A 22,444-nucleotide genomic window follows, 5' to 3' on the forward strand; every position below is an offset into this window, starting at 1 on the left:
TATCGTATCGGATCGGGAATGGCTTAACGGAATTTGCCGCTCAGCTGGATGCCGACGATGCGCGGTTCGTTGAACACCGCCGCCATATAGTTCTCGATCACGCCCTTCAGATTACGCTCGTCGGTCAGGTTGCGCGCGAACACCGCAATCTCCCATTTGTCGCCGGGCGCGGCATAGCCGAGCTTGGCGCCAAGTTCGAAATTACCGTTCGAAGTGAATTCCTTGGTCCGATAGAGCACATACTGAGTGTAGCCCTGGATGTTGAAATCGCCCGCCAGAAACACCTTGCCGTCGCCGACCGGCTGGTCGTAGCGCGCGGTCAGGTTGATATTGTACTGCGGGGCGTTCGGCAGCGGCTCACCGTTGATCTGCGCGAAATAGTTCGCTCCGATCTTGGTCAGCGGATCCTCGACCGTGCAGACCACCACGCCGTTGAGCGCGCAGACCTGTGCATAGACGCGCTTGTCCTTGATCTCGCTGTGCAGCAGGCTGAGGCCCGCCGAGAGCGTCAGGTTGCGCACCGGGCGCCAATCGGCCTCGAACTCGGCGCCATAGGCGACCGCCTTGTCAGCGTTGAACAGCACGCCGTTGCCGTTCGAGTCGTTGCCGTTGAGCTGGATGTCATGCATCCGCCAGGCGAACACCGAGCCGTTGAAGCGCAAAGTGTCGTTGAACAGGCTGGTCTTGAAGCCGACTTCGCCCGAAAGGATCTTCTCCGAGTTCGCCGTGGTGAAGTCCGAGTTGAACACCGCTGAGCGGCCCTGGATGGTCGGGCCACGGAAGCCGGTCGCGACGCGGGCGTAGAAGCTCACGTCGTTGCTGGCTTCGTATAGAGCCGACACATCGAAGCTCGGCTGCGTGTCCGCCAGGCGGACGCGGCGGCGACCGGTATAGGTGCTCACATTCGCGATCGTGTTGGCGGTCTTGAGCAGACGGGTCGTCTTGGTATCGTTGCTCAGTCGGCCGCCCAGCGTGAAGGTCAACTTCGGCGCGACCTTGTAGCTGACCTGGCCGAACACGCCCCAGGACGTGTTGAGATTGCGCAAGCGGACCCAGTTGTTCGGGTTCTGCGCCGCGGTCTTCAAGAAGAAGGCGCGCTGGTAGAAATCGGTCGTATCGGCCGAGTTGAAATAGAGGCCACCGACCTGCCACTTGAAATCGCCGCTATTGGCGCTGGCCAGGCGAAGCTCCTCGGTGAACTGGTCGAGATCGCGGACCTGACCCTGCGATTCGCCGAATCCGTTGGGAACGCCGTTGACCGGGAAATTGGCCGCGGCGCCGCCGTCGGTTTCGCCCCTGCTATAGCCGAACAGCGATTCATAGCCGGAGATCGAGGTCAGCGTGACGCCCCCGAAATCATAGGCCATGTTCACCGACCCGCCATAGGTGGTGTATTCCTGCGGGTTGTTGGCGCCCTCGTCATACGCAACCTGGCTGCGCTTCACGCTGTCGATGATCTGGTTCGATCCCTTCACCAGAGCGGCGCGGCGGAACAGGGTCGCGGTGCCGTCATAGGCGCGGACATGAGCCGAGGTCAGGATCGAGAAGTTGCTCGACGGCTGGAACAGCAACTGCGCGCGGACGTCGCGCTCGTTAAAGCCACCCATCGCCTTCTTCTTGGGCGTGATCGTGCCGTCGGCGCTGGTGCCGGCAAAGGTATTGTCGACCCAATCGTCGCGGTGCTGGTACAGCGCCGACAAGCGGAACGCGACCTTGTCACCGATCAGCGGACCGCCCACGCCGCCGTCGAACGTGACGGTGTTGTAGCTGCCATATGACGCCGAGGCGCGGCCGTTGAAATCGAACGACGGCTTGATCGAGTCGAACTTGATGATACCCGCCGGGGTATTACGTCCGAACAAGGTGCCCTGCGGACCGCGCAGCACTTCGATCTGCGCGTTGTCGAACACCGGGTTCGACTTCATCACGACATGCTCGAGCACGATGTCGTCCTGGATGATCGACACCGGCTGCGACGCGCCGAGATAGAAATCGATATTGCCGAGACCGCGGATATAGAAACGCGGGAAGATGCGGCCCGTCGTGCTTTCGGCGTAGACGCCGGGCACACGGCCAGAGATCGACAGGATGTCGTCGCCGCCAGCCTGGACCGAGCGGAACGCATCGCCATCGACCACGGCGACCGAGACCGGGACCTTGAGCTGGTTTTCCTGGCGGCGGTTGGCGGTGACGACGATCTCGCCGAGCCCGTCATCCTGGGAAGCACTCGCCGCGGTCGGCGCGGCGGGCGTTTCCTGTGCCGCGGCGGCGCCGCTCCACATCGCGCCCAGCGCAACGCCGGCCAGCAACATTGTGGTCTTGGTCAATCGATTCACGAGCATATCCCCATGCTGAAAATTGGATTCCTCCCCGTCGGACGCACGGCAACACGCGGCGCTCGCAGTGGAGGCCGTGCCGAGGGTGATTATTGGTGCGGGCTGAGTGTCCGACTCCCGCGCCGGTACGGGCGCATTATTTCGCCTTTGTGACGAAAGCACCCCCTGCCGGTCGCGTAATCGCGGCGCCGGTCGAAAAGCCGCTCAGCGTTGCCCGAAAGCCTCACTCTCACGGGCCGCGCCCGCAAACGCCCTGCCCAAGGTGATAATCGCGGCGACGTGGCGGCGCGCGATCGCCAGCACATCGTCGCCATAGCCGCCGCCGACCGTGCTCGCGAGCGGCAGGCCGCGCTCGATCGCCAGTCGCGCGACGAGCTGTTCGCGACGCATCAGGCCCTCATCGCTTAGGTCGAGCCGGCCGAGCCGGTCGCCACCGAACGGATCGACGCCTGCCTGATAAAGGATCATATCGGGCCGCTCGGTATCGAGCATCGGCGCCAGCGTCTCCTCCAGCGCCGCGAGATAGGCATCGTCGCCCACGCCGTCGGCCAGTGCCACGTCGAGCGTCGAGCGCGCTTTGCGTGCCGGAAAATTCTTCTCGGCATGGATCGAATAGGTCGCGATATCCGGGTGACCGGCGGTCAGCGCGGCGGTGCCGTCGCCCTGGTGCACGTCGCAATCGACGATCAGCACGCGGCGACCCTCGTCCGCCAGCCTGATCGCCGCAATGGCGAGATCGTTGAACACGCAATAGCCCGCGCCGGTATCCGCCAGCGCATGATGGCTGCCGCCCGCGCTGTTGGCGGCGAACCCGCGCTCTAGCGCGAGTTGCGCCGCAAGATAGGTGCCGCCGGGCACGATCTGGGCGCGACGTGCGACAGTCGCATTGACCGGGAACCCGATCCGCCGCTCCTTGGCGCGCGGTACGCGTGCCTCGATCACCTCGGCGACATAATCGGGATCGTGCGCCGCCTCGATCCAGTGCCGCGGCATCGCTTCGGGCTCGAACCAGGCGATCGCATCGCCAGCTTGATGGAGCAAGTCGCGGATCGCGCCGTTCTTGTTCCACTGATAGCCCGATTTGGGCTGTCCCGGCGCAACATAGTCGGGATGATGGACGACCGCGATCATAGGTTTTAGTTAAGGACTGAAATCGACAGAGACCAGTGAGAGGAATAACTGAATGACCGAGCCTTTCGTCCGCCCCGACGTTCGCGGATTCCTCGATTTTCTCAACAATATGCCCGGGCCGAAGATGCACGAGCTCGACGCGGCGACCGCGCGCCAGATGTTCCTGGCAATGAAGGATGTCGGCGATCCGGCCGTGGGCGAACTCGGCACGCTGCTCGACCTCTCCATCCCCGGCCCGGCCGGCGATATCCCGGCGCGCCTCTATGACCCGCGCGCCAGCCGCGAGCCGGGGCCGGCGGTGGTGTTCTTCCATGGTGGAGGGTTCGTGATCGGCGATCTCGATAGCCATGGCAGCTTTACGGCCGAAATGGCGCGTATGCTCGATTTGCCGGTGATCGCGGTCGACTATCGCCTCGCCCCCGAATTCCCCTGGCCCGCCGCGCCGGACGATTGCGAAGCGGCGGCGCGATGGGTCGCGAGCAGCCCAACCGAGCTGGGCCGCTCGATCACGTCGCTGATCTTGTCTGGCGACAGCGCCGGCGGCAATCTGACGATCGTCACCGCCGCCGCGCTGCGCGACCAGGCCGCCAAGGTCCCGGCAATCGCGCAATTGCCCTTCTATCCCGCGACCGACGCCAGCAAGGAATATCCGTCCTATTCCGAATTCTCCGAAGGCTATCTGCTGACGCGGGACAGTATGGAATGGTTCATGGCGGCCTATAAGAGCGAGGCCGACCATATCCGCAGCTCGCCGTTGCTCGGCGACCTGGCCGGCATGCCGCCCGCTGTGGTGGTGACTGCCAGCCTCGATCCGATCCGCGACCAGGGCCGCGCTTATGCCGCCGCACTGGCGCTGGCCGGGGTGCCGGTGGTGTTCCGCGAGGCCAAGGGCAATATCCACGGCTTCATCACCCTGAGGAAAGCGATTCCGTCGAGCGTCGGCGACGTGATGGGCGCGTTCGCAGCACTGAAGGACATTATCACGGAAGCTGAAGGCGAACGCACGATGGCGCAGGCGGCGGAATGAATGGTCGAGACCGTGCGTTGAGCAATTTCTTATGAGCGCCAAGGCCGACCTCCCCTACCGCCCCTGCGCGGGTGTCATGCTGCTCAACCGCGACGGGCTGGCGTTTGCGGGGCAACGGATCGATACGACGATGGAAGCCTGGCAGATGCCGCAGGGCGGGATCGATCCCGGCGAGACCGCGGGACAGGCAGCGATTCGCGAACTCGGCGAAGAGATCGGCGTCGGGCACGACAAGGTCGAGCTGATCGCCCAGACGCCAGGCGAATTCTATTACGATCTGCCCGACGATCTGGTCGGCAAGGTATGGAAAGGCAAATGGCGCGGGCAACGCCAGACCTGGTTCCTGTATCGCTTCCTGGGCGAGGATCTGGATATCAACCTAGCGACCGAGCACCCCGAGTTCAGCACCTGGCGCTGGGTCGACCCGCACGAGCTTCCCGCGCTGATCGTGCCGTTCAAGCGCAAGCTGTACGAGGACGTAATCGCCGCATTCTCGCCCCATCTGAAGCGCTAGGAACCGTTTCGCAACAATCCCTCAACGGATCGTCGCGTAACGGTTTTAATGGCAGGATCGCTGTATTATGGGGCGCGCCATGCGCCTCCCCCTGCTTCTCGCCACAGCAGCGCCGATGCTGCTCGCCAACACCGACCCGGCCTCTATACCCCCGCAGATCAAGACGATGATCGACGCGGCGATCGCGTCTGGCAACGAAAGCGAAGTGGCGACGATCGTCAAATATGCCGGCACCGCCGCGCCCGACAGCAAGGAAGCGATCGCCAAGCTGGTCGATGACTGGAAAAGAAAGCGTAGCGACGAAAAGACTGCGAAACTGCAAAATGCCAGCTTCTTCGACTTATGGTCGGGGCGCGCCGAGCTTGGCGGGTACATCTCCACCGGCAACAGCAATAGCGAAGGCATTTCGGCTTCGCTTGCGCTGACCCGCGATGGGCTCGATTGGCGTCAGAAATTCAAGGCTCAGCTCGACTATCAGCGCAGCCTGGGCGTCACCTCGCGCGAACATTATCTGGCGGCGTGGGAGCCCAATTGGAAACTCGACGACCGGTCATACATTTACGGATCGGCACAGTTCGAAAGTGACCGCTTCCTCGGTTACACTACTCGCTATTCCGTATCGACCGGAGCGGGCTATAGCGCGCTCAAGGGCAACAGGCTGAAGCTCGATCTCGAACTCGGCCCGGCCTATCGCTCGACCAGCTTCACCGACGGCGAAACCGAACGCAGCATCGCCGCCCGCGGCAGTGTCGATTTCGCCTGGAAACTCTCGCACGGGCTGCAATTGACGCAGAATGCGTCGGCCTATGTCGAGCGCTACAATTCGACGGTTACTGGGACGACCGCGCTCAATGCCAAGGTGCTGGGCCCGCTATCGGCGCAGTTTTCCTACAACGTCCAATATGAAAGCATGCCGCCGGAAGGCCGCGTGACGACCGACCAGATCAGCCGGGCCGGATTGGTCTACGCTTTCTGATCCGTTCCCGGGTCACGGCTTCACCAATCGATCGCGACCGCCTAGAGCGGTGGCATGACGGAGACGACAGAGGCCGCGATCCTCGAGCGCGTGCGCGACGAGCCGATGCTCGATCACACAAGTGCCTGGGCCGCGATCAATAGCGGGACGCGCAATCTCGCAGGCCTGAAGACGATGGCAGCGACGCTGGCTGATGCATATTCGGCGCTGCCCGGAGAGGTGGCGTTGATCGACCCCGCTCCCGCCACCAGCGTCGCTTCGGACGGCAATGTCAGCACGCTCGACCATGGCCGGCATCTCGTCGTCCGCGTACGGCCTGACGCCCCGGTCAGGATGCTGTTCACCGGGCATATGGATACGGTCTATCCGGTCGATCACCCATTCCAGAATCAGACGTTCCTCGATCCCAATACGCTCAACGGCCCCGGCGTCGCCGATATGAAGGGTGGGTTGGCGTTGCTGCTCGCGGCGTTGAAGGCGGTCGAGATATCGCCGCTGGCGAGCCGGATCGGCTATGACGTGATGATCAATTCGGACGAGGAGACCGGGTCGTTCTCGTCCTCCGCGCTGATCGCCGATCTGGCGCACGGCAAGGTCGCCGCCTTGACCTATGAGCCCGCGCTGGCTGACGGCACGCTGGCCGGCGCGCGCGGTGGCACCGGCAATTTCTCGCTCGTCGTCCATGGCAAGAGCGCGCATGCCGGGCGCAATCCCGACGATGGCCGCAATGCGATCGTCGCGGCGAGCGACCTCGCGGTGCGCCTATTCGCGGCGAAGGAAGAAGGGTTGGCGGTCAATCCCGCGCGGATCGAGGGCGGCGGCCCCAACAATGTCGTTCCCGACCTCGCCATCCTGCGGATCAATTTCCGGCCGTCCTCGCCCGAGGCGATCGCCCGCGCGCAGGCCGCGATCGACGCCGCCGTCGCCGAGGTCGGCACTGCGCGCGACGTGAGGATCGAGGCGCATGGCAGCTTCAACCGCCCGCCCAAACCGATCGACGACGGCGCCGCCAAATTGTTCGACCTGGTCAAGCAGGTCGGCGCCGGGCTCGGGCTCGCGATCGGTTGGAAAGCGACCGGTGGCGTGTGCGACGGCAATAACATCGCCGCCGCCGGCGTGCCCGTGGTCGATACGATGGGCGCACGCGGCGGCGCGATCCATTCGGCGGACGAATTCCTGCTGGTCGACAGCCTGGCCGAACGCGCGGCCTTGTCCGCGCTCACCATCATGCGCATCGCCGAAAAGGGGGGATTGTGAATTTCCGTATCCGAGCCGCGAACGACGAGGATCTCGACCATCTCTATGAGATGGCGAAACTGACCGGCGGCGGGTTCACCAACCTGCCCGCCGACCGCCGCGCGCTGCGCCGCCGCCTTGCCCAGAGCAGCACCGCTTTTGGCCGCGCCGATGAGACGCTAGGCGACGATATCTTCGTGTTGATGCTCGAAAATGTCGAGACCGGCGAGGTCCGTGGCACGTGCCAGATGTTCAGCCAAGTCGGGCAGCATCACCCCTTTTACAGCTATCGTATCGGCACGCTGTCGCAGAAGAGCGAGGAGCTCGACCGCACCTTCCGCGCCGAGATGCTGACGCTGTCGACCGACCTGGAAGGTGCAAGCGAAGTCGGCGGGCTGTTCCTTCATCCCGGCGAACGTGCCGGGGGCCTGGGCATGCTGCTCGCACGCAGCCGTTATCTGTTCATCGCGATGCACCGCCCGCGCTTCGCCGACCGCATCCTGGCCGAATTGCGCGGGATCATCGACGAAGCCGGCGGATCGCCCTTCTGGGACGGGCTGGCGGGTCGTTTCTTCGGAATGAATTTCCAGGATGCCGACCGCTTCAACGCCACCCATGGTCACCAATTCATCGCCGACCTCTTCCCCAAGCATCCGATCTATGTCGCGATGCTGACCGAGAGCGCGCGAAGCGTGATCGGGCTGCCCCACCCGTCGGGCCGTGCGGCGATGCGAATGCTGGAAAATGAAGGGTTTGCATTCGAGAATTACATCGACATCTTCGATGGAGGGCCGACCATGACCGCGCGTACCGACAAGGTGCGAAGCATCGCCGAAGCGGTGACGAGCAAGGTGGTCGCGATCGATGACGATGGCGGCGAACGCGCGCTCGCGGCCGCCGGGCATTTGTCGAGCTTCCGCTGCGCCTTCGCTCAATTGCGCACCGCCGCCGGCGGAATCGTGATCGACCGCGCCGGGGCCGCCGCGCTCGGCGTCGGCGAGGGCGACAACGTCACGCATATCGGCCGCTTCTGATGCCGCTGGTCGAGATCAATTTCGATGGCGTGGTCGGCCCGAGCCACAATTATGCCGGCTTGAGCCTGGGCAATCTCGCCGCGACCGGCAATGCCGGCCTGACTTCGCGCCCGCGCGAGGCGGCGCTCGAAGGCGTGGAGAAAATGCGCGCCAATCTCCGGCTCGGTTTGACCCAGGGGCTTCTGCCGCCGCACGACCGGCCCGACGATCGCTGGCTAGCCGCGCTGGCGACCGATTATGCCGCGGCGGCAACCCATTTGAAGGCGCAGGCCTTATCGGCCTCGCCGATGTGGGCGGCGAATGCGGCAACCGTGTCCCCTGCCCCCGACGCGGCTGATGGCCTATGCCATCTGACCGTCGCCAATCTGGTGACGATGGCGCATCGCAGCCATGAATGGCCAGAGACACTGGCGCAGCTCCGCCTCGCCTTCGCCGATCCGGCATTCTCGGTGCACCCGCCCGTCCCCGCTCCGTTCGGCGACGAGGGCGCGGCCAACCATGTGCGGCTGTGCGAGCAACATGGCGCGCCGGGCGTCGAGATCTTCGTCTACGGCGAAAGCGGCGGACCCTTTCCCGCTCGCCAGCGCCGCGAAGCGTCGGAGGCGGTTGCGCGCGCGCATCGCCTCGATCCGGCGCGGACCATCTTCGCCCAGCAATCGGTCGAAGCGATCGCCGCCGGCGCCTTTCACAACGACGTCGTCGCGGTCGCCAATCAACGCGTGCTGTTCGCGCACGAACTCGCGTTCGAAGACAAAGCCGGCCTATATGCGGAGATCGCCTCAAAAGCGCCCTGGGCCGAGATCGTCGAGGTGCCGGCGCATCGTGTCAGCCTTTCCGACGCGATCCAATCCTATCTGTTCAACGCGCAGCTGGTGACGCTGCCCGATGGCACGATGGCGCTGATCCTGCCCGGCGAGGCGCGTGGCAATGCCGCGGTCTGGTCCTGGCTCGGCGAGATGATCGCCGGCAACGGGCCGATCCGGCGCCTCGAAGTAGTCGATGTCCGCCAGTCGATGCGCAACGGCGGTGGCCCGGCCTGCCTCAGGCTGCGCGTGGTCTGCGACCCCGCGACGGTCGATCCCCGTTTCCTGGTCGACGAGGCGAAGCTCGATCGCATCGCCGCCGTGATCGAAGCCCATTGGCCCGAGGAAATCGCGATCGCCGAGATCGGCGAGCCGGCATTGCTCGATCGCATTCGCACCGCGCGCCGCGCCTTGCTCTATGCGCTCGGCCTGATCGAGCTTATCGACCGGTAAACCGGCCGCCTACTGGGCCGGCCGGTTCTTCACCACGCGATCGAAATAATTGAAGATCGTCGTCCAGACATGGATATCCTTGCCCGCGGCATGGGTCTTGCCGGGGTAGAACATCATTTCGAACGGGCGATTGGTCGCCTGCATCCTCGCGGCGAACGCAGTCGAGTTTTCGAACACGACATTATCGTCGGACATTCCGTGGACCAGCAACAGCGGGTCGTTGATCTTCGGCGCATCGTCGATCGCGTCCGAGGTCGCATAGGCTTTGGCGTCCGCCTTGGGGTTGCCCATGTAACGCTCGGTATAGTGCGTGTCGTAGAGTTCCCACTTAGTCACCGGCGCGCCGGCGACACCGCCAGCATAGACGCCGGGATTGGCCTCCAGCATTTTGAGCGTCATGTAACCGCCATAGGACCAGCCATAGATGCCGATCCGGTCGGGATCGACATAGGCCTGCTGCTTGAGCCATTTGGCCCCAGCCAGTTGATCCTGCACCTCGATCGATCCCATCGCGCGATAGATCTTGTCCTCGAACGCCTTGCCGCGATTGGGCGAGCCGCGATTGTCGAGCTGGAAGAAGATATAGCCCTTGCCGACGATCAATTGCTCGAGCGGGCTTTCCCAGCCACGCGTCACGGTCTGGCTGTGCGGCCCGCCATAATGCTGGAAGAACACGGGATAGCGTTTGCCCGGTTCCATCTGCGGAGTGATCATCTCGTAATAGAGATCGGTGCCGTCGGCCGCCTTGATCGTGCCGAACGTGCGCTGCCGATGTGCGCCGAGATAGGGGTAATAAGGATGCCCCGGCTTGACCGCATTTTCGTTGATCCAGCCGAGCCTCTTGCCGCTGGTGTCGGCGAGATAGGACTGCGGCGGCTGGTTCGGGTTGGAGCGTGTGACGATCAGCCGCGTCGCGGCGTCATCCATCACCGCCTTGTTGGTCCAGCCGCGTTCGGTCAGCCGTGTCACCGCATTGGGATGGGCGATATCGACCGCATAGAGCTGTTGCTCCAGCACATCGTCCTTGTTCGCCATGAAATAGAGCCGCCCGCGCGCTTCATCGACGCCGACCAGGTCGGTGACTTGCCACGCCCCCTTGGTCAGCTGCGTCCACTTGCCCTTGGCGAAGCGATAGAGATGGCCGAAGCCGTCGCGCTCGGACCACCAGATCAGGCTGCCGTCCTTCATCGCGTGGTAATTGTCGCTGAGATTGACCCAGGAGTCCGGGCCGGACTTCTCGCTGAACCAGGTTTTGGCTTTGCCCGTCGCCGGATCGACCGCGAGCATGTCGAGCTCGGTCTGTGCGCGGTTCTGGCGCTGGACGAGCAGGGTCTTGCCGTCGGGCGTCCAGTCTACCCGGGTGAGATAAATGTCTGGATCGCTGCCCAGGTCGACCTTGACCTTGCCACCCGTTGCCGGGTCGATGACATAGAGCTCGACCGTGACGTTGGGCGTGCCGGCAGACGGGTAGCGCTGGTCGAACACCTTGGTGCCCTCGGCGCCGATCGCGGCACGGGTGACGACGCCGACCGGCGCCTCATCGAACCGTTCGACCGCCACCAGCCGGTCGCCCGGCGCCCACCAATAGCCGGTGTCGCGGTCCATTTCCTCCTGCGCGACGAACTCGGCTTCGCCCCAATGGACGGTACCGCCGCCGTCCGAGGTCAACGCCTTGGCCGCACCGCCACCGAGCGGCTGGGCGAACAGATTCTGGTCGCGGACAAAGCTGACGAAACCGCCCGCCGGGCTGATCACCGGGTTGAGCTCGCCGCCCGGGGTGTTGGTCAGGCGCTCGACCTTGCCATCCAGGTGCGCGAGATAGAGGTCGCCGTCGAGCGGGACCAGGATCGACTTGCCGTCGGGCGCCCAGTCATAAGCGACGATGCCCTTGTCGCCGGCGATGCGCGCGCGTTCGCGCTGCATCTTCTCCGCCTCGGACAATTCCGCACCGGTGCCGACTTTCTTCGAATCGACCAGCATCCGTTCCTCGCCGGTCGTGGTATCACGCGCCCAGAGGTCGAAACGGTTCTTCTCGTCGGCCCTGGGCTTGAGCAACGTCAGCAATTTGCCGTCGGGCGAGAGCTTCATCGCACGCGGCTGCGATCCGGACAGATCGGGGCTAGCGAACACCCGATCGAGCGTCAGCGTGCGCTGCGCATCGTCAGCAGCCATGGCATGCGTCCCGATCGCGAGCGCCGCCGCCAGCCCGATCATTCCACCGGTCAACCATGTCCGCATGTCCTTCGCGACTCCCGCATCACCCGGCTGATCGCGGGCGTTGCCGCGGCTTATCGCGGGACCGGAACGTTCCGTAAAGGGCTGCGCGTCGATCGATATCCCTCTTGACCTCAACTATAGTTGAGGAACTATCTCTCCGCGCAGGGAGCAAATTCAGTCGAAAGGACATATCCATGCCCGGCGCTTTCATCGAGCACGTCAACATCACCGTTCGGGATCCGGCGCGCAGCGCGAAGCTGATGCACGATCTGTTCGGCTGGAACATTCGCTGGCAGGGCCCGTCGCTCAATGGCGGCCACACGATCCATGTCGGCGACGACCAATTCTACCTGGCGTTATACACCAGCCAGGGCGCGGAAACGCCCGACGACGCCTTTCGCAAGGGCCGCCCGCTCAACCATGTCGGCATCGTCGTCGACGATCTCGACGATGCCGAACGCCGCGTCGTCGCCGCAGGGCTCGAGCCGTTCAATCACGGCGATTACGATCCCGGCCGGCGGTTCTATTTCTTCGATTTCGACGGCACCGAGTTCGAGTTGGTCAGCTACGGCTGACGCCGACGCGCCTCCCGCCTCCCCGGTCTTCGCCGCGGAGGTGGGAAAATTACGAAGCGCTCCAGCGGAAACAGCCCTTCAAATGGTCGTCGACCAGCCCACAGGCTTGCATCCAGGCATAGACGATCACCGGGCCGACGAACTTGAACCCGCGTTTGCGGAGTTGCTTCGAGACTTCCTCGGATAATTCGGTCTTCGCCGGCAGGTGCACACCATCGCCCTTGAGCGGCACGCCATCGACGAACGACCAGCAGAAGTCGGCGAAGTCCTCGCCGGCGTCGCGCATCGCCAGATAGGCGCGCGCATTGCCGATCGTCGCCTCGATCTTGGCGCGCGAGCGGATGATCCGGGCGTCGCCGAGCAGCCGCTCGACATCGGATGCGTCGAACCGGGCGACCTTCTCCGGGTCGAAGCCGGCGAACACCTCGCGAAACGCCTCGCGCTTCTTGAGGATGGTCGACCAGGACAGGCCCGCCTGGAAGCCGTCGAGCTGCAGCTTTTCCCATAAGGCCCGACCGTCGCGTTCGGGCACGCCCCATTCGGTGTCATGATAGGCTTGCATCTGCGGGTCGGCGCCCGCCCAGGGACAACGGTTGGTCATTCACGCGAGATAGCGCGCGACGACGCGCTTAGCGATCCCGCAAGCTATACCGGCCGCAACCCATTTGCATTGCGCTATCGAAAACCGGCCAGCAGGATCGGCGTCGTTCGCGCGAAAGAGCAAGGAAGATCGCCATGTCCCGCTGGATCCCCGCTTGTCTACTGCTCGCCATCTCCGCGGCCGTCAGCCCGGCGGCGGCTAGCGAGCGCGCGTTCGACAAGGCGTTGACCGACTTTCGTGCGCTCCACCGAGCCGAAATCAAGCGCGCGGGCATCGTCGGCAGCAGCTTCTACGTCGTGCGCGACGGTCGTGTCGTCGTTGCCGATCATCTCGGCGATCAGGACGCCGATGCCAAGGTACCGGTGGACGCGCAGACCATCTATCATTGGGCGTCGATCACCAAAACGATGACCGGAATCGCGATTATGCAATTGCGCGATCGCGGCTTGCTCAGGCTCGACGACCCGATCGTCCGCTACGTCCCCGAGCTTGCCGGCGTGCACAATCCGTTCGGCGATACCGGCGCGATCACCATCCGCGAGCTGATGAGCCACAGCGCCGGGTTCGGCGGCGCGACCTGGCGCTGGCGCGACCGCGACTGGCAGCCGTTCGAGCCGCCGCGCTGGGAACAACTCAAGGCGATGATCCCCTATACCGAGGTGAAGTTCAAACCCGGCAGCCGGTTCAGCTATTCCAATCCCGGCATCGTCTATCTCGGCCAGGTGATCGAGCGGCTCTCGGGCGAGGATTTCGAAGTCTATATCGACAAGAACATCCTCCGGCCGCTCGGCATGTTTTCGAGCTATTTCGACCGCACGCCGCTTTATCTGCTGCCGCACCGGACGCACAGTTATTACATCCGCAATGGCAAGCGGGTCGAGGCGCCGTTCGACGTCGATACCGGCGTGACCGTATCCAATGGCGGGCTCAATTCGCCGCTGCCCGATATGGCGAAATATGTCGCCTTCCTGCTCGGCGATCCGGCGCGCCAGGGCGAATATGATGTGGTGCTCAAGCGGTCCTCGCTCGAGGAAATGTGGAAGCCGCAAATCTCGGCGGGCGAGGATTATACCCAGGGGCGGATGGCCAAGACGACCTGGAGCGGGCTGTCCTTCTTTCTCGACCAGACCGACGGTATCCGCATCGTCGGCCATAATGGCGACCAGAATGGGTTTCGCGCTTATCTGAGCCTGTGCCCCGACCAGCACATGGGAAGCTTGCTCACGTTCAATACTGAGACGCGTGAGGTGGAGAACGATCCCGGCAATCGTGACATGCCGGAATCGCGGATTGCGCTGGCGACGGACAGTCTGTGCAAGGCTGTGGCAGCGGCGGGTCGTTAAATCCTCCCCGTTTACGGGGAGGGGGACCAAGACGCGCAGCGGCTTGGTGGAGCGGGCGCGCCACAAGCGATATAGGTGCGGAGGGCCCCCTCCACCACCGCCTTCGGCGGCGGTCCCCCTCCCCGTGCCGGGGAGGATTTTGCCTATCGCGCCCTCAACAGCTTCCCCGAAAACCCAACCCTTTTCCCGCCCTCGAACGCCCGCTGGCCGTTCACCATCACCAGGTCGAACCCCTCGGCCATCGCGAAGGGATCGACATAGGTCGATCGCGCTTTGACCTTATTCGGATCGAACAGGACGAGATCGGCCTTCGCCCCAGCCCGCACCACGCCGCGATCTGACAGGCGCAGCGTCTGGGCGGGAAAGCCGGTTGCCTTGCGGACCATTTCCTCGATCGTCAGTTTCTTGTCGCGAACGACATATTCCTCGACCAATTTGGCGTAGGTGCCGGTCGCGCGCGGGTGCCGCATGCCAGGGCCGCCATCGGTCGAGAACGAGACGTTAGGATCGACCAGCAAGGTATCCTGCAACACCTTGTCCATCGTGAAATGCGCGCCTGATCCGCCGTCCGGCCCGAGTTTGATGAGCAGGTCGGCGTAGTGCATCCCCTCCCGCTGCGCCGCCTGGGCCAGGGTCCTGCCGGCATATGGCGCGGTGCCGATCAGCAACGCCTCCGGTCCGCCGCGCCGCGTCATCCGAGCGATCAGATAATCACGCAATTCCTGCCGTCGCCGTGCCAGAACAGCGGCATAATCGGTCGGCGGCAGCGCCCATTTCGGAAACAGGATCGCGATCCCGGTATAGCCGGCCTCATAAGGATATTCGTCGGCGGTGAGATCGATCCCGCGGCGGCGGAAATCGGCGACGAACGCGAGCAACTCGCGGCCGCGCTTCTCGCCTTTGCCGAACACCGACTTGAAGTGCGAGATATGCGGCCGCGCGGGCAGCGACGAGGCAACCAGTTCGTTGATCGACGCCTCGATCTCGTCATCATTCTCCGACCGCATATGGCTCATGCAGACGCCGCCATAGCGCGCGACGACCTTGCCGAGATTGCTTAGCTCGGGCGTCTCCGAATAGATTCCGGGCACATATTCAAGGCCGTAGGAAATTCCGAACGCGCCCATCCGCAGTTCGGAATCGAGTTGCGCCGCCATCCGATCGAGTCCGGCCGCATCGGGACGGCGCACCGAATCCGCCACACCGGCCGCGCGTCGTAATGTGCCATGGCCGGCCAGCAGCGCGACGTTGATATCGATCCGAGCGCTATCGACGGCCTGCATCCAGCTTCTAGGGTCGAGGTCCTTGCCGACCCTGGGGCCTTCGCCGTCTTGGCCGAGGGTAACGGTGGTGACGCCCATCGCCAGGAACGTCTCGTAGGAATCGTGCAGCGGATCGCCATGGCTGTGCATGTCGATAAACCCGGGGGCGAGCACCCTGCCCTCGCCCGCGACAACCTGCGCTTTCGACCCAAGCGCTTTACCGCTCGCCGGCAGGATCCGCGCGATCCGGTCGCCGGTTACGAGCACATTGGCGAGACGCCCCGGTGCCCCGGTCCCATCGACCAGCATGACCTCGCGAAACAGCGTCGCTGGTTCATCCAGAGCTGCGGCGCAAACCGCCCAGTTCGCCAATCCTCCGGCCGCGACCGCTCCGCCGATCAGCTGCCGCCGCGTCAGGCGCTGGGACATGGGCTCTCCCTCTCTCATTCTCGATCCCGAGAGGGCAGACTAATCGCGATCTCCTCGTTTCCGCCATAGATTGAAAGGGAGCAGCCATAGCCCGCCGGCATAGGCGTTAGACCGCCTCGCCGCGCGTCAGCGCAAAAAAGGCGCGGAGGATGACCTCCGCGCCCTTTCTGTTTCTCGCGAGACTTCGTCGCTTACGCGGCGTTGTCGCCACGCGTGTCGCGGCGCTCGGCGATACGCGCCGACTTGCCGGTACGACCGCGCAGATAATAGAGCTTGGCACGACGCACCGCGCCCTTGCGGACCACTTCGATGCTGTCGATGTTCGGCGAATAGAGCGGGAAGACGCGCTCGACGCCCTCACCGAACGAAATCTTGCGCACGGTGAAGTTGCTGCCCATGCCCTTGTTCGAACGCGCGATGCACACGCCTTCGTAATTCTGGACGCGGGTGCGTTCGCCTTCGACCACCTTCACGCCGACCCGCAGCGTGTCGCCGGGGCGGAATTCCGGAATCTTCTTGGCCTCTACGAACTTCGCAATGTTCTCGGCCTCGAGTTGCTGGATGATGTTCATCTCAGTCGTCCTTCTTTCGTCGCCGCGCGCCAGAGGGAGGCTGGACCCGAGCGCCCTCGTGGCGCTCCCAAAGATCCGGTCTCCGTAACCGTGTATCTGCCTCGGCCATCGACTTTCGCCAGGCCGCGATCTTCGCATGATCCCCCGATCGCAGCACTTCGGGGATCGTGCGCCCTTCCCATTCAACAGGTCGGGTATAATGCGGATATTCGAGAAGGCCGCTTTCGAAGCTCTCTTCATCTCCGCTGGAAGGCGCGCCCATTACGCCGGGAAGCAGCCGAATGCAAGCGTCCAGCAGCACCAGCGCCGCCATCTCTCCGCCCGACAGGACATAGTCGCCGATCGACACCTGTTCGACTGGCCGTGCGTCGAACAATCGTTCGTCGAATCCCTCGAACCGCCCGCACAGCACGATGGCGCCGGGACCGGCCGCAAGATCGCGAACACGCTCTTGAGTGAGCGGCCTCCCCCGCGGCGTCATCGCCAGGATCGGCCGCCCGTCCGCCACGCTGTCCAACGCGCTCGCCACCACATCGACGCGGAGCACCATCCCCGCACCGCCACCGGCCGGCGTTTCGTCCACCGTACGATGCTTGTCGATTGCGAAGTCGCGAATGTTGACCGCGTCGAGGCTCCATTTTCCCTCGCCCAGCGCGCGTCCCGCCAGCGACGTGCCGAGCGGGCCCGGGAACATGTCAGGATAGAGAGTGAGGACGGTGGCGGCGAACGTCATGCCATCCGCCCCGTTCTGAGCGCGATGGCCCAATCGTAGCTGCCGTTCATTTCCGCGCGCCGGGCGGCGCCCTCGTGATCATAGTCAATCGCCCGGAGCGTTACCGCCGTTCGATCGACAATGGCATAGCGCGCGCAAGGATCGCCTACCTCCACGCGATAGGCGACCGGATGATCATCATCATAGGCCTGCAGCCCGACCGAGCCGGGATTGGCGATGGTCCGGCCGTCTTCCAACGTCACGATACGTGGCACGTGGGTATGCCCGCACAGGATCAACGCTTCGCCGCGATCCGCCGCTCGCTCCGATGTCTCTGCCTCGGTCGCTTCGCGGGCCGCGCCGCCATCGACGGTATGGAGGAAATGTTCGACGTCATCGGTCGGTGTGCCGTGGCACAGCAGCACATCCGGCGACAATTGCAGCGTCGGCGGCAGGCTTGCCAGCCATTGGAGGTGCCGGTCGTTCAGGGCATCGCTGGCAAAAGCGTCGCTCGCGCCCATCCGCGCGCGGTCGATGGTCAGCAATTGGCGCTCATGATTGCCTGCGATCGTCGGCCAGACACGCTCGATCAGGAGATCGGCGGTTTCCGCTGGCCAGAGCGGCCCGGACAGAGAGTCGCCGAGATTGACGAATCCGGTGCAGCCTTGCGCCTCGGCATCGGCGATCACAGCCTCCAATGCGGCCAGATTGCCATGGATATCAGTCAGCACCGCCAGCCGGGTCATGCGCACCTCGCGTAACCGAAGGTAGCAGGCGTAAAGAGAGGAAAATCGGCGAGCGTCATCTATCGACCATTGCCTGCGCCGTCCGAGACGGCAAGGGGCGCCTCATCCGCCGGCACGAAAAGGGCTGCGTACAGAAATGCGTGATCACGTCTTCCCTTTTGCCGCTCGCCGTCATCCCGGCTAGAGGCGCGCGCGCCATGAGTGACGCTGCCTTCTCCGCGCTGGGATTCGATTTCGGCACCACCAATACTGTAATCGCCGCAGCACAGGCCGATACCGCCGAGCTGGTGATGCTCGACGGGCCCGAAGGCCGCGATGCGGTGTTCCGTTCGGCCTTGTGCTTCTGGGAAGAGGGCGATGCTCGGGTCGCACTCGGTGCCGATGCCGGCCCTTGGGCGATCCGCGACTATCTCGATTTCCCGCAAGGCAGCCGCTTCATCCAATCGTTCAAGTCGGTCGCGGCGAGTACGAGCTTCGAGCACGCCACCATCTTCGAACGCCGCATGCGGTTCGAGGATCTCGGCCAGTTGTTCCTGCGCAAGCTGGCCGCGCGATCGGACGGGCGATTGGCGCAGACCGCATCGCGCGTCGTCGTGGGACGGCCGGTCGAATTCGCCGGCAGCCGACCCGATGAGGCACTCGCCAGGCAACGTTACGACTTGATGTTCGCCGCCCTCGGCACCGATATCCATTATGTATACGAGCCGCTCGGCGCCGCATTCAGTTATGCATCGCGGGTCACCGACCCAGCCACGATTCTGGTCGCCGATTTCGGCGGCGGCACCAGCGATTTCTCGGTAGTGCGGATCGAGGCGCCGGGCGCGCCGCGCCGCTGCACCCCGCTGGGTCATGCTGGTGTCGGCATCGCCGGCGACCGGTTCGATGCGCGGATCATCGACAATCTGGTGATGCCATTACTCGGCAAGGGCGGGTCCTACCGATCGTTCGACAAAATCCTCGATATTCCCGGTGGTTATTTCAGCGACTTCGCGGATTGGTCGAAACTGGCGCTGATGCGCAATCGGCGCACCCTGGCGGATCTCGAAAAGCTTCGCCGCGCCGCGCTCGATCCCGCCGCGATCGGTCGGATGATCGCGGTGATCGACCAGGAACTCGGCTATCAATTGTACGATGCTGTCGGCCAGCTCAAGCGCGCGCTGTCGGCATCCGACCATGCCCATTTCCATTTTGCCGGCGCCGGTCTTGCGATCGAGGCCGACGTCACGCGCGACGCGTTCGAGACCTGGATCGCACCCGATATCGCGCGGATCGAAGCCGCCGCCGATCGCGCGCTAGCGGCCGCCGATATCGCCCCGGCCGATGTCGATCGCGTCTTCCTGACCGGCGGCACCTCATTGACCCCGCGCATCCGGCGCTTGTTCGCAGACCGTTTCGGCGAGGAGCGGATCGCGTCAGGCGGCGAGCTGACCTCGATCGCGCATGGATTGGCGTTGATCGGGCAACAGGAGGATCTCGCCGCCTGGGCAGCGTGAGCCGTGGAATGCCAAGCCGGCGTCAGCCCTGATCGACGAACGCCGCGGCGACGACCAGCCGCTCGCTATCCCATTCGGGAACCGCCTCGGGGCGCATCGGCACCATGAAGCGCTTGCCGGGTTTGCCGCCCTCGGCCGGCCGCTCGATCTCGATCACATCGCCGGCACCGAAATTCTCGATCAGCACGACGCGCCCAAGCGGCTCTCCGGCATCGGACACCACCGCCAGGCCGAGCAGATCGGCGTGGTAATATTCGCCCTCGCCCAGCGGCGGCAGCGCCGACCGCGGTACGGTGAGCTCGGTGCCGCGCAGTTTCTCGGCGGCAGTGCGATCAGGGATTTCGGTGAAACGCGCGATCGCGCCCTGCGGCGTGATGCGCAGCGCCTTCAGCGTCAACGCCCCGGCGTTGAAGCTTTTGTGCGGCTTCAGGTCCTCGGCGAAGACCTTAAGGCGGACTTCCCCCGTCACGCCATGCGCGCCGGTGACGACCGCGAGCGTGACGGGTAAGTCTCCCCTCCCGTTTACGGGAGGGGTCGGGGGAGGGTCTGTTTTTTGCGGCATCGCTGTCGACATGCCCTCCCAGTGACCATCGTGCAATCGGGTCGAAATGCGCCCCGCGCATTTCTCAATCATGCCGGGGGCATGATTGACCCGATCGCGCGATGTCACTCCCCTCCCGCAAGCGGGAGGGGAAAATAGGCATCAGCCCTCGGCGGGAGCCTGAGCGCTCTTGGCCTCGTCGGCGCCGGTATCGCCGGCGTCGCTGTCGGGTGTCGCTTCGTTGGCGGGCGCTTCCTCGGCAGCGGCTTCGACCGCGGGAGCCTCCTCCGCCGCGGGAGCTTCCTCAGCGGCAGGAGCCTCTTCAGCAACCGGCGCTTCAACCGGCGGCGTTTCTTCGGCGACCGCCTCGGCAACGGCTTCGGCCTCGGGCGTCGGTTCTTCGGTCGCGGCTTCGACCTCGGCGGCAATCACGGCCTCGGCTTCGTTCTGCTTGGCGGTTTCCGCGGCCTCGGCGGCTTCGGCGGCCTTCGACGCACGCTCTTCGACGCGCTCCTTGGCCTTCTCGCCCGGCTCACCCTTCTTCGGGTTGTTGCGGGCAGCGCGCTCCTTGACGCCGGCGACGTCGAGGAAGCGGGCAACGCGGTCGGTCGGCTGCGCGCCGACACCCAACCAATGCTTGGCGCGATCGGCGTCGAGGACGACGCGCTTCTCGTCGTCCTTGGCGAGCAGCGGATTGTAATTGCCGATCTTCTCGATGAACTTGCCATCACGCGGGCTGCGTGCGTCGGCAACGACGATACGGTAATACGGACGCTTCTTTGAACCGCCGCGCGAAAGACGAATGCTTAGTGCCATTTTAGTTCAACTTCCTTCTTCAGATTCTTTGATAACTGGATCCCGGCCTGCGCCGGGATGACGGCTTCGCCGTCACTTCTTTTTCACGTTCATGAAATTCTGGAACCCGGGCGGCAGCTTGGCCCCCGTGCCGGGCAGGCCGGGAAGCCCGCCCATCTGGTTCATCGCATCACCGAGCTCGGGCCCGCCCATCGCGTTGCCGAGCCCACCGAGGCCGCCGCCTGGGCCGCCTTTGCCGAGCATCGCCATCATGCCCTTCAGCCCGCCCATCTTCTTGATGCGCTTCATGGCGGTGGCCATTTCCTGGTGCATCTTGATCAGCTTGTTGACGTCCTGAACGGTCGTTCCCGATCCGTTGGCGACGCGGATCTTGCGCTTGGCGTTGAGCAGTTCGGGCTTGGTCCGCTCCTTTGGCGTCATCGAGGTGATGATCGCGTCCATCCGCAGCAGGATGCGGTCGTCCATACCGGATTGCGACATCGCGGCTTGCGCTTTCTTCATACCGGGGATCATCCCCGCCAGCGCGCCGATGCCGCCCATCTTCTTCATCTGCTGCAACTGGCTGCGCAGGTCATTCATGTCGAACTGACCCTTGGACAGCCGCTGCGCCATGCGCTCGGCATCTTCCTGCTGGATCGATTCGGCGGCGCGCTCGACCAGGCTGACGACGTCGCCCATACCGAGGATGCGGCCGGCAACGCGGCTGGGGTGGAAACCCTCGATCGCGTCGAGCTTTTCGCCGGTGCCGGCGAACTTGATCGGCTTGCCGGTGACCGCCCGCATCGACAAAGCGGCGCCGCCACGGGCATCGCCGTCCATGCGGGTGAGCACGACACCAGTCAGCGGCACCTGGTCGGAGAAAGCACGCGCGACGTTGACCGCGTCCTGACCGGTCAGACTGTCGACGACGAGCAGGATTTCCTGCGGCTTGGCGATGTCGGCGACCGCCTTCATCTCGTCCATCAGGCCCTGATCGACGTGCAGACGGCCCGCCGTGTCGAGCATCAGTACGTCGAAGCCCTGCAGCTTCGCCGCCTGGATCGCGCGCCGGGCGATATCGACCGGCTGCTGCCCCTGAACGATCGGCAGAGTCGCAACCTCGGTCTGCTCGCCGAGAATCGCCAGCTGTTCCTGCGCGGCCGGACGATTGACGTCGAGCGACGCCATCAGCACCTTCTTGCGATCGCGCCCGCCCTGGCCGCTGGTCAGCCGCTTGGCGATCTTGGCGGTGGTCGTGGTCTTGCCCGAGCCTTGCAGGCCGACCATCATCACGACGGCGGGCGGCGTGACGCCGAGATTGAGCTCGCTCTCGTCGGCGCCGAGCATTTCGACCAGGCCGTCATGGACGATCTTGACGACCTGCTGTCCCGGCGTGATCGAGCGCAGGACTTGCTGGCCGACCGCTTGCTCGGTGATCTTGTCGACGAAATCGCGCGCCACCGGCAGAGCGACGTCCGCCTCGAGCAGCGCAACGCGCACTTCGCGCATCGCCGCGCGCACATCCGCCTCGGTCAGCGCGCCACGGCCACGCAACCGGTCGAATACACCGCCAAGACGATCGCTCAGGCTGTCGAACATAAACAAATCACTCCCATCCGAACCCTAAAACGCACAAAGCGCCGGCGGA

20 protein-coding genes are annotated in these 22,444 nt (G+C 64.4%); 9 read left to right on the forward strand and 11 right to left on the reverse strand.

What is annotated here, in order from left to right; translation table 11 throughout:
* Positions 1-23: 23 nt before the first annotated feature.
* Both AC1DRD_RS12380 and AC1DRD_RS12385 read right to left on the reverse strand, forming a co-directional pair.
* Positions 24-2,342, reverse strand: coding sequence for a TonB-dependent receptor (locus AC1DRD_RS12380; RefSeq protein WP_478041595.1), 2,319 nt, complete (start codon positions 2,340-2,342; stop codon positions 24-26).
* 198 nt (positions 2,343-2,540) lie between these two features.
* Positions 2,541-3,467, reverse strand: coding sequence for a histone deacetylase family protein (locus AC1DRD_RS12385; protein ID WP_478041596.1), 927 nt, complete (start codon positions 3,465-3,467; stop codon positions 2,541-2,543).
* A gap of 52 nt (positions 3,468-3,519) precedes the next feature.
* Between AC1DRD_RS12385 and AC1DRD_RS12390 the strand changes: the two genes are divergently transcribed.
* The 6 genes from AC1DRD_RS12390 to AC1DRD_RS12415 all read left to right on the forward strand — a co-directional run bounded on the left by AC1DRD_RS12390 (position 3,520) and on the right by AC1DRD_RS12415 (position 9,510).
* Complete coding sequence (locus AC1DRD_RS12390; protein WP_478041597.1) at positions 3,520-4,494, forward strand: alpha/beta hydrolase; 975 nt, start codon at positions 3,520-3,522, stop codon at positions 4,492-4,494.
* A 31-nt stretch (positions 4,495-4,525) separates the two neighbouring features.
* Positions 4,526-5,008 carry an RNA pyrophosphohydrolase gene (locus AC1DRD_RS12395; protein ID WP_478041598.1) on the forward strand — a complete coding sequence of 161 codons (483 nt, stop codon included), beginning with the start codon at positions 4,526-4,528 and terminating at the stop codon, positions 5,006-5,008.
* A gap of 79 nt (positions 5,009-5,087) precedes the next feature.
* A complete protein-coding gene (locus AC1DRD_RS12400) occupies positions 5,088-5,984 on the forward strand; it encodes a DUF481 domain-containing protein (RefSeq protein ID WP_478029083.1) in 897 nt (298 codons plus the stop codon).
* 54 nt (positions 5,985-6,038) lie between these two features.
* Entirely contained in the window at positions 6,039-7,241 is a 1,203-nt protein-coding gene (locus AC1DRD_RS12405) for a hydrolase (protein WP_478029084.1), read from the forward strand.
* Positions 7,238-8,254 (forward strand): arginine N-succinyltransferase, encoded by a 1,017-nt coding sequence (locus AC1DRD_RS12410; protein WP_478029085.1) that lies wholly within the window; start codon positions 7,238-7,240, stop codon positions 8,252-8,254. The genes AC1DRD_RS12405 and AC1DRD_RS12410 overlap by 4 nt, the downstream gene beginning before the upstream one ends.
* Positions 8,254-9,510 (forward strand): N-succinylarginine dihydrolase, encoded by a 1,257-nt coding sequence (locus AC1DRD_RS12415; protein WP_478029086.1) that lies wholly within the window; start codon positions 8,254-8,256, stop codon positions 9,508-9,510. Before AC1DRD_RS12410 ends, AC1DRD_RS12415 begins: the two co-directional genes overlap by 1 nt.
* Positions 9,511-9,519: 9 nt before the next feature.
* On the opposite strand, the gene AC1DRD_RS12420 is transcribed toward AC1DRD_RS12415, so the two are convergent.
* Positions 9,520-11,724, reverse strand: a complete 2,205-nt coding sequence (locus AC1DRD_RS12420) for a S9 family peptidase (protein ID WP_478029523.1) — start codon at positions 11,722-11,724, stop codon at positions 9,520-9,522.
* A gap of 197 nt (positions 11,725-11,921) precedes the next feature.
* On the opposite strand from AC1DRD_RS12420, the gene AC1DRD_RS12425 reads away from it, so the two are divergent.
* The gene (locus tag AC1DRD_RS12425) at positions 11,922-12,302 is read left to right on the forward strand and encodes a VOC family protein (protein WP_478029087.1); all 381 of its coding nucleotides are present in this window, start codon (positions 11,922-11,924) and stop codon (positions 12,300-12,302) included.
* 49 nt (positions 12,303-12,351) lie between these two features.
* Here AC1DRD_RS12425 and AC1DRD_RS12430 read toward each other — a convergent pair whose 3' ends face one another.
* Positions 12,352-12,903 (reverse strand): DNA-3-methyladenine glycosylase I, encoded by a 552-nt coding sequence (locus AC1DRD_RS12430; protein ID WP_478029088.1) that lies wholly within the window; start codon positions 12,901-12,903, stop codon positions 12,352-12,354.
* A gap of 134 nt (positions 12,904-13,037) precedes the next feature.
* On the opposite strand from AC1DRD_RS12430, the gene AC1DRD_RS12435 reads away from it, so the two are divergent.
* Entirely contained in the window at positions 13,038-14,246 is a 1,209-nt protein-coding gene (locus AC1DRD_RS12435) for a serine hydrolase domain-containing protein (RefSeq protein ID WP_478041599.1), read from the forward strand.
* A 143-nt stretch (positions 14,247-14,389) separates the two neighbouring features.
* Here AC1DRD_RS12435 and AC1DRD_RS12440 read toward each other — a convergent pair whose 3' ends face one another.
* From AC1DRD_RS12440 to AC1DRD_RS12455, 4 genes are all read right to left on the reverse strand, one after another.
* A complete protein-coding gene (locus AC1DRD_RS12440) occupies positions 14,390-15,937 on the reverse strand; it encodes an N-acyl-D-amino-acid deacylase family protein (RefSeq protein ID WP_478041600.1) in 1,548 nt (515 codons plus the stop codon).
* A gap of 191 nt (positions 15,938-16,128) precedes the next feature.
* Complete coding sequence (rplS, locus tag AC1DRD_RS12445) at positions 16,129-16,509, reverse strand: 50S ribosomal protein L19 (protein ID WP_066806226.1); 381 nt, start codon at positions 16,507-16,509, stop codon at positions 16,129-16,131.
* A 1-nt stretch (position 16,510) separates the two neighbouring features.
* Entirely contained in the window at positions 16,511-17,242 is a 732-nt protein-coding gene (trmD, locus tag AC1DRD_RS12450) for a tRNA (guanosine(37)-N1)-methyltransferase TrmD (protein WP_478041601.1), read from the reverse strand.
* Positions 17,239-17,967, reverse strand: coding sequence for a metallophosphoesterase family protein (locus AC1DRD_RS12455; RefSeq protein WP_478041602.1), 729 nt, complete (start codon positions 17,965-17,967; stop codon positions 17,239-17,241). The genes trmD and AC1DRD_RS12455 overlap by 4 nt, the downstream gene beginning before the upstream one ends.
* Positions 17,968-18,164: 197 nt before the next feature.
* Here AC1DRD_RS12455 and AC1DRD_RS12460 point away from each other — a divergent pair, with 197 nt between their 5' ends.
* Positions 18,165-19,460 (forward strand): Hsp70 family protein, encoded by a 1,296-nt coding sequence (locus AC1DRD_RS12460; RefSeq protein WP_478041603.1) that lies wholly within the window; start codon positions 18,165-18,167, stop codon positions 19,458-19,460.
* Positions 19,461-19,482: 22 nt separating this feature from the next.
* Here AC1DRD_RS12460 and rimM read toward each other — a convergent pair whose 3' ends face one another.
* The 3 genes from rimM to ffh form a co-directional block, all read right to left on the reverse strand.
* Positions 19,483-20,022, reverse strand: coding sequence for a ribosome maturation factor RimM (gene rimM / locus AC1DRD_RS12465; protein WP_478041605.1), 540 nt, complete (start codon positions 20,020-20,022; stop codon positions 19,483-19,485).
* A gap of 141 nt (positions 20,023-20,163) precedes the next feature.
* Positions 20,164-20,817: a 30S ribosomal protein S16 gene (gene rpsP / locus AC1DRD_RS12470; protein ID WP_478041606.1), complete on the reverse strand. Its 654-nt coding sequence runs from the start codon at positions 20,815-20,817 to the stop codon at positions 20,164-20,166.
* A gap of 72 nt (positions 20,818-20,889) precedes the next feature.
* Entirely contained in the window at positions 20,890-22,395 is a 1,506-nt protein-coding gene (ffh, locus tag AC1DRD_RS12475; protein ID WP_478029095.1) for a signal recognition particle protein, read from the reverse strand.
* Between the last annotated feature and the right edge of the window lie 49 nt (positions 22,396-22,444).

The sequence above is a fragment of the Sphingomonas sp. P4_G2 genome (assembly GCF_056401155.1).